Source organism: uncultured Pseudacidovorax sp. (genome assembly GCF_913773995.1).
GTDB lineage: Bacteria > Pseudomonadota > Gammaproteobacteria > Burkholderiales > Burkholderiaceae_C > Xenophilus.
Genome location: NZ_CAJYES010000230.1, coordinates 1 through 6,354 on the forward strand (window position 1 = coordinate 1; position 6,354 = coordinate 6,354).

The 6,354-nt window shown below is 65.9% G+C and carries 5 protein-coding genes and 1 pseudogene; 1 reads left to right on the forward strand and 5 read right to left on the reverse strand.

Annotation, left to right across the window (positions count from 1 at the left end; translation table 11 throughout):
• Positions 1-210: 210 nt before the first annotated feature.
• The 5 genes from QZ772_RS21740 to QZ772_RS21760 form a co-directional block, all read right to left on the reverse strand.
• Positions 211-2,121, reverse strand: a complete 1,911-nt coding sequence (locus QZ772_RS21740) for an ATPase, T2SS/T4P/T4SS family (RefSeq protein WP_295530935.1) — start codon at positions 2,119-2,121, stop codon at positions 211-213.
• Between the two features lie 476 nt (positions 2,122-2,597).
• Positions 2,598-3,410 carry a PPK2 family polyphosphate kinase gene (locus QZ772_RS21745; RefSeq protein ID WP_295530926.1) on the reverse strand — a complete coding sequence of 271 codons (813 nt, stop codon included), beginning with the start codon at positions 3,408-3,410 and terminating at the stop codon, positions 2,598-2,600.
• 24 nt (positions 3,411-3,434) lie between these two features.
• A complete protein-coding gene (locus QZ772_RS21750; RefSeq protein ID WP_295530938.1) occupies positions 3,435-3,866 on the reverse strand; it encodes an RNA-binding S4 domain-containing protein in 432 nt (143 codons plus the stop codon).
• 53 nt (positions 3,867-3,919) lie between these two features.
• On the reverse strand, positions 3,920-5,338 hold the full coding sequence (locus QZ772_RS21755) for a sensor histidine kinase (RefSeq protein ID WP_295530929.1): 1,419 nt from the start codon (positions 5,336-5,338) through the stop codon (positions 3,920-3,922).
• 28 nt (positions 5,339-5,366) lie between these two features.
• Positions 5,367-6,050 (reverse strand): response regulator transcription factor, encoded by a 684-nt coding sequence (locus tag QZ772_RS21760; RefSeq protein ID WP_295530932.1) that lies wholly within the window; start codon positions 6,048-6,050, stop codon positions 5,367-5,369.
• 112 nt (positions 6,051-6,162) lie between these two features.
• Between QZ772_RS21760 and QZ772_RS21765 the strand changes: the two are divergent.
• Positions 6,163-6,354, forward strand: a pseudogene (locus QZ772_RS21765) (tripartite tricarboxylate transporter substrate binding protein); the annotation flags it as partial.

Below are 6,354 nucleotides of genomic sequence, written 5' to 3' on the forward strand. Positions count from 1 at the left end.
ACAGTGAAACGACTCAGCGCCGATGATAGTGCGGACTCCCGTGTGAAAGTAGGTCATCGTCAGGCTCTTACAGCCCTCAAAAAGCCCCTCAGCTCAACGCTGCGGGGCTTTTTGTTTGGCGCCGCTCGATAAATTTCTCAACGCGGCCCAGACGCGCATTTGTGCTTGAGCCCGGTGTCCGCAGACACCGTGCCCCGGACAAAACAGCATTCAGCTATTGCTGGTTGCCCGGACTTCTTCAATCGTCGTGTGTCCTGACAGGACTTTCTCAATCCCGTCTTGGCGCAACGTGCGCATTTCTTGCCGCACAGCAGTGGCCAGTAGCGCCTCTACCCGGGCGCCGCCCTGGATCAGTTCGCGAAGTTCGCGAGAGATCACCATCAGTTCGTGCAAGCCGACGCGGCCTTTGAAGCCGGTCTTTTCGCAAACAGGGCAGCCGGGGCTGCGATGAAACTGGAGTTGGCCGTCCACGCCGTGGCGAGCGGTCCACCGAGCGATGAGTGCATCCCGGTCCTCAACGTCTTCGGCTGCGCCATAGGCGTGCAGGTAGTCCTGGACGAGTTCGTCGATCTCCTCCGATGTCGCCGCTCTGCTGGTTCGGCAGGCCGGGCAGAGGCGTCGCACCAGTCGCTGGGCCAGCACAGCCAGCAACGAATCGGCGAAGTTGAAGGGATCCATGCCCATGTCGAGCAAGCGCGTCACCGTCTCCGGTGCGCTGTTGGTATGGAGCGTTGACAGCACCAAATGCCCCGTCAGCGATGCCTCGATGGATACCCGTGCCGTCTCTTCATCTCGGATTTCCCCGACCATGATGACGTCGGGGTCGGCACGAAGAAAGGCGCGCAGCGCCCGTGCAAAGGTCCAGTCGATGCGTGCATTCACCTGCACTTGGCGGAGGCCCGCCTGGGTGATTTCGATCGGGTCTTCGGCGGTCCAGATCTTTCGCTCGGGCGTGTTGATGTGGCTGAGTGCGGAGTGCAGCGTCGTGGTCTTGCCCGACCCCGTCGGGCCGACGCACAGCACCATGCCGTACGGCCGCTCGATGGCGCTGCGCAGCCGCTGGTAGTTGCTGTCGGTCAGTCCCAACTTGTCGAGTGGCAGCGGTTTGGCCGATGCCAAGATCCGCATGACGACATCTTCCAGCCCGTTGTTTGTGGGAATGGTGGCAACGCGCAGTTCAAGCCGGTGCTTGGGCGAAAAGCGCGCGAAGTTGATCTTGCCGTCCTGTGGCTTGCGGCGCTCGCTGATGTCTAGATCGGCCATGATCTTGATCCGCGCGATCACGGCGTTGCGGTAGTTGTGCGGCAGCTCCAGATAAGTGCGAAGCAGGCCGTCCTTGCGGAATCGGATTCGGATCTTCTCCTTGCCGGGATAGCTCTCCACATGGATGTCGGACACGCCACCTGTGAACGCTTCCAGAATCATGCGGTTGATCATCCGGACGAGCGAGTTGTCGGACTGCTCGATCGGCCGGTCGTCGTCTGCGTCAAGCCCGCTCTGGTTCTCCTTCTCGAGCGACTCCAGAAGGCTGCTGGTGTCGGCGGCTTCAAACTCCATGGCCTGCGCCTGGGAGGGCGTCGGCTTGGCCTCGGACGCCGCGCCGATCTTGTCGTACGCGGCGAACACACAGGCCTCGAAGTCTTCGCACTGGCCGAGCACCGGCGCGATCTTCATCTGCGAAATGAACTCGGCCTCGTCCAGCGCGCCGTGGCGGTTGGCGGGATCGTCCATCGCAACGACCAAGCGCCCGTCTGCCACGATGAGGGGAAGCAACTGCAGCCGGCGCGCCACGGCGTGACTCAGCCGACCGAGGGCATCGGGCTCGGCATCGAAGGCTTGCAGGTCCACCACTGGATAGCCCATCTTGCGAGTGAGCGCGACCTTCAGGTCCACCGCGGACACGGCCCCCATGCGCACCAGAAGTTCACCCAGCGGCAACCCGTTGCCCATCTGCTTCTGGGCGGCCAACGCTTCGGAGAGCTGTTCCTCGTTGATCATGCCCAGCGACATCAACGCTTCGCCGATGCGAACGATCGGGGCACTGGCCTGGCGTTGCAGGGCCTGCAGCAGTTCGCTGCGGCGCGTGGCCACCTTCGACAAGGCGTCCCCTGCCGCGGCCATGTCGGTTTCGATCCGTTCGTACGCCGTGTGCGGCACGAAGAGCCGCCTCACATGACCGTCATCATCGCCTGGATAAAGGAACACGCCGAACGGCGTCTGCACGTGGCCGGCACTTCGGCCGCCGAGTTCGCCGCCATCACCCTTCCACACGACGCGATAGTCCGCCCACTCCACCGGCGTGTCGTCCAGGGGCCGCAGCGGATCCAGCAGCAGCAGAGACCTGAACTGATCGAAGCGCAGCGGCACCGGCGCCCGTGTGCGCAAAAGATGGATGTGGACCAGTTGCGTGGATGGGGAGAAAAGATTCATCACCCCTTCGCCGTTGCGACCGGCGAGATTGCTGATTTCGCAGCGAATGGTGCTCGTGTTGGGAACGCGGAAGTGACCTTGCGGAGGCAGCGGCCACGTGAAACTGTCGGGCGTGCCGGCTTCGGCGGCAGAGGAGGCGGGGAGGGCGGAGTTCGACATGGACCGGGTCACTGGACCTTCAAGCCGGCGAAGGCCGGGTTTGCAGGCGCAAGGCTGATTTTCATGTCCCGGAGCACTTTGACGAGCAGGCGGGCAATCATCAGATTGCGGTGGTTCTTGTGGTTGGCGGGGACGACGTACCAGGGGGCGTGTGCCGTCGATGTGGCTGCGATGGCGTGCTCATAGGCGTTCTGGTAGTCGTCCCACTTCTGGCGCGTCGCGAGGTCGCCGAGGCTGAATTTCCAATGCTTGCTTGGGTCGTCCAGGCGAGCCTGCAGGCGCTTGCGCTGCTCGTCCTTGTCGATGTGCAGCATGCACTTGACCAGCACCGTCCCCGTCTTGGCCAGCAGGCGCTCGAAGTCGTTGATATGGGCATAGCGTCGGCGCAGCTCAGCCTTGCCAATCCAGCCTTCGACCCACGGCACCAGGACGTCCTCGTAGTGGCTGCGGTTCCACACGGCGATTTCGCCCGCCCGGGGCACCACCGCATGGCAGCGCCACAGAAAGTCACGCGCGCGCTCTTCATCCGTGGGCGCCTTGAAGGCCGCCACACGCACACCCAATGGCGATGTACGTGAGAACACCCAGCGAATCGTGCCGTCCTTGCCGCTTGTGTCGGTGCCTTGCAGAACCAGGAGAAGCTTGCGCCGACCCTCCGCGTGAAGCAGGTTCTGCCAATGGTCGAGTTCTTCCGCCAGGCCTTCCAGCGCTTCCTGCTGGTGCTGCTCCTTGTCGGGAAGAAAAGGCGTTTCCGCGGGATCGATGTTGGCCAGATGGAACGGTTTGCCGGGCGTAACGCGATAGTGCTTGAGCCGAGTCATCCGCCGAGCCTAACGCATGGCGGTTCAATGACCAGAGCCATCGTCGTCGACCGAGGCGCTCCAGCGCGCGCCCCAGCCCACCTGGCGCGCGCTGTCGAGGTGGCGGCGATCGCGCTTGGTGGGCCGCCCCTGGACAATGGCATGGGCCGGCTCGCGGGCCAGACGGCGCTGGTCGCGTGCGGCTGCTTGAGCCGCGATGCTTTCCTCCGTCTCCTGATAAAGGAGCTGCGCCACCGGTGCCGGCCCGCGCTGCATCGACAGGCCCAGTACACGCACCGTTCGGGTGTCGGAGCCCTGCCGCAGCTGGACCAGATCGCCGGCTTTGACCTCGCGCGCCGGCTTGACGACGTCGCCATTGACTTGCACACGGTGCCGGTCGACCTCGTCGGCGGCCAGCGAGCGGGTTTTGTAGAAGCGGGCGGCCCAGAGCCACTTGTCGATTCGCATGCGCTCCATGAATCTCCGGCAAAAGAACTGATAGCCAAGCAAACTGCGCTTGTGCTGTGCTGTCAATCAGACGTGATCGGATTCGCCGCCGGCAGCCGGACGCGGGCATCCAGCCCGACGACCCGACCGTCGGCATCCTGTCGATTGTCCAACTGGATGGTGCCGCTCAGGGTGTGCACGATCTCTCGGCAGATGGCCAGGCCGAGCCCGGAGCCGCGTGCCGTGTCGCCGGCCGCAAAGGGCGCGAAGAGCCGCAGCCGAAGCTCGGGGGCGATGCCGGGCCCCCCATCGCGAACGCACAGGGTGACGGCACCCGTGCCATCCGGCGAGACCTGAACGGTGAGCATGCCACCGCGTGGGCTGTGGCGGATCGCGTTGTGCAGGAGATTGCGGCTGAGTTCGAGCAGCATCCAGGCATGCGCCTCGACCTTCGCCGGCACCACGTCGAGCTCGAAGTCCAGCGCCTTGTCCGCGATCAGCGGCGAAACGTCCAGGGCCACCTGCCTGACCATTTCTGCCAGGTCCAGCTGCTGCAGTTCCGGCCGCTGGCGCAACTGCTCGATCTTGGCCAGGGCGAGCATCTGGTTGGCGAGCTGGGTGGCGCGGTCGACGGTGGCATCGATTTCGCGCAGCGCCTGCGCCGCGGGCACGTCACCCCGGCGCGCGGATTGCACTTGGGCCTTGAGCACGGCCAGCGGTGTGCGCAACTGGTGGGCGGCATCGCGCACGAAGCGCTTCTGGTGATCGAGCAGGCCGCGCAGGCGCGCCATCACCGCCGTGGTGGCGTCCACCAGGGGGCGCAGCTCGCGCGGCGCATCAGGTGCGTCGATGGGTGAAAGGTCGTCGGGTGCCCGGTCGGCGATGGCCTCGCCCAGCCGGCGCACGGGCCGGGTGGCCTGCTGGACGACGAAGACGGTCACGCTGGCCACGACCGCGACCAGCAGAAGCTGCCGCCACAGCATGTTGATGAGCAGGCGCCGCGCCAGCGCCTCGCGAAGCTCCAGCGTCTCTGCCACCTGGACGACGGCCATGCCCAGGCCGCGCGCGCTGGCCACCGGCTGCAGCAGCACGGCCATGCGCACAGGCTGACCCCGGAATTCCGAGTCGTAGAAGTCCACGAGGGCGGCGTAGGGCGGTTTGACCGGCAGGGTGCCGCGCCAAAGGGGCAGTTCGGCGAAGCCCGAAATCATCTCGCCATGCGTCGTGGAGACGCGGTAGTACATGCGGCTCTGCGCGTCGGCCTCGAAGGCTTCGAGTGCCGAGTAGGGCACGGTGGAGCGCAAGGACGCCAGTTCGTCGTAGCCCTCGACGTCGAGCTGCTCGCCGATGGTCTTGGCCGAGGCGAGCAGCGTGCGGTCGTAGGCCGTGGTCGCTGCCGCCAGTGCCTGCTGGTAGACGCTCACGCTGTTGATCAGGATGAACAGCACCACCGGTGCCAGCAGACCCAGCAGCAGCCGGAAACGCAGCGAGCGCGACCTCATGCCGGCGACGCAGGATGGCCCGGCACCATCAGCTGGCTTGCTCCTCGCGCAGCAGGTAGCCCAGCCCGCGCAGGGTCATGAGCGCGCAGCCGGTTCCCGCCAGCTTCTTGCGCAGCCGGTACACCACGACTTCGATGGCTTCGTACTGCACCTGGGTCTCGCCGGGAAAGACCAGCTCGAACAGCCGCTCCTTGGTCACCGCATGGCCCGGCCGGGCGGCCAGCGCGCGCAGCAGGGCTGCTTCGCGCGGAGTGAGCTCCAGCGCCTCGCCGCGCAGGTAGAAGGCGCCACTGGCCGGCTCCAGGCGCAATGCGCCGATCTCCACTGGTGCGACGGCGATGGCCGGATCGGCGGGCGAGCGCCGCCGCAAGGCGCGCAGGCGCGCTTCCAGCTCGTCGAGGTCGAAAGGCTTGGGCAGGTAGTCGTCTGCGCCGGCGTTCAGGCCCAGGATGCGATCGCCCACGGTGCCGCGGGCCGTGAGCATCAACACGGGGGTGCGCAGGCCGCTGGCGCGTGCACGGGTGAGCACTTCCAGGCCATCCATGCCCGGCAGACTGAGATCCAGGGCGACCACGTCGGGCTCGATCGCCTGCCATTGGGCGAGCGCCTCGGCACCGTCGCCGCACACCCGGACATCGATCTGCCGGCGCCCTAGCGTGCGTTGCAGGGTGGACTGCATGGAGGGATCGTCTTCGACCAGCAGCAGCTTCATGAGGCTCCGGAGGCTCGGTGTTTACCCCGAGTGGCGCGACAGCCAACTGACAGCGGGGCCGCGCATCATAAGCCGCACCAAAACATCCATCGGAAGCAAGAAGGAGACCCCCATGCGCAGAGACGAGTTCCTCAAATCCCTGGCGGCGCTGGCCGCCGTGGGCGCCTTGCCGCTGTCCGCCCACGCGGCCACCAACATCAAGATGATGATCCCCGCCAACCCGGGCGGCGGCTGGGACACCACCGGCCGCGCGTTGGGCAAGGCCATGATCGACGCCAAGGCGGCCGACACTGTCAGCTACGAC

Coding starts and splice junctions, on each gene's coding strand:
- QZ772_RS21740 (WP_295530935.1), bottom strand. CDS start 2,121: ATGGCCGCGGCAGGGGACGCCTTGTCGAAGGTGGCCACGCGCCGCAGC.
- QZ772_RS21745 (WP_295530926.1), bottom strand. CDS start 3,410: ATGACTCGGCTCAAGCACTATCGCGTTACGCCCGGCAAACCGTTCCAT.
- QZ772_RS21750 (WP_295530938.1), bottom strand. CDS start 3,866: ATGGAGCGCATGCGAATCGACAAGTGGCTCTGGGCCGCCCGCTTCTAC.
- QZ772_RS21755 (WP_295530929.1), bottom strand. CDS start 5,338: ATGAGGTCGCGCTCGCTGCGTTTCCGGCTGCTGCTGGGTCTGCTGGCA.
- QZ772_RS21760 (WP_295530932.1), bottom strand. CDS start 6,050: ATGAAGCTGCTGCTGGTCGAAGACGATCCCTCCATGCAGTCCACCCTG.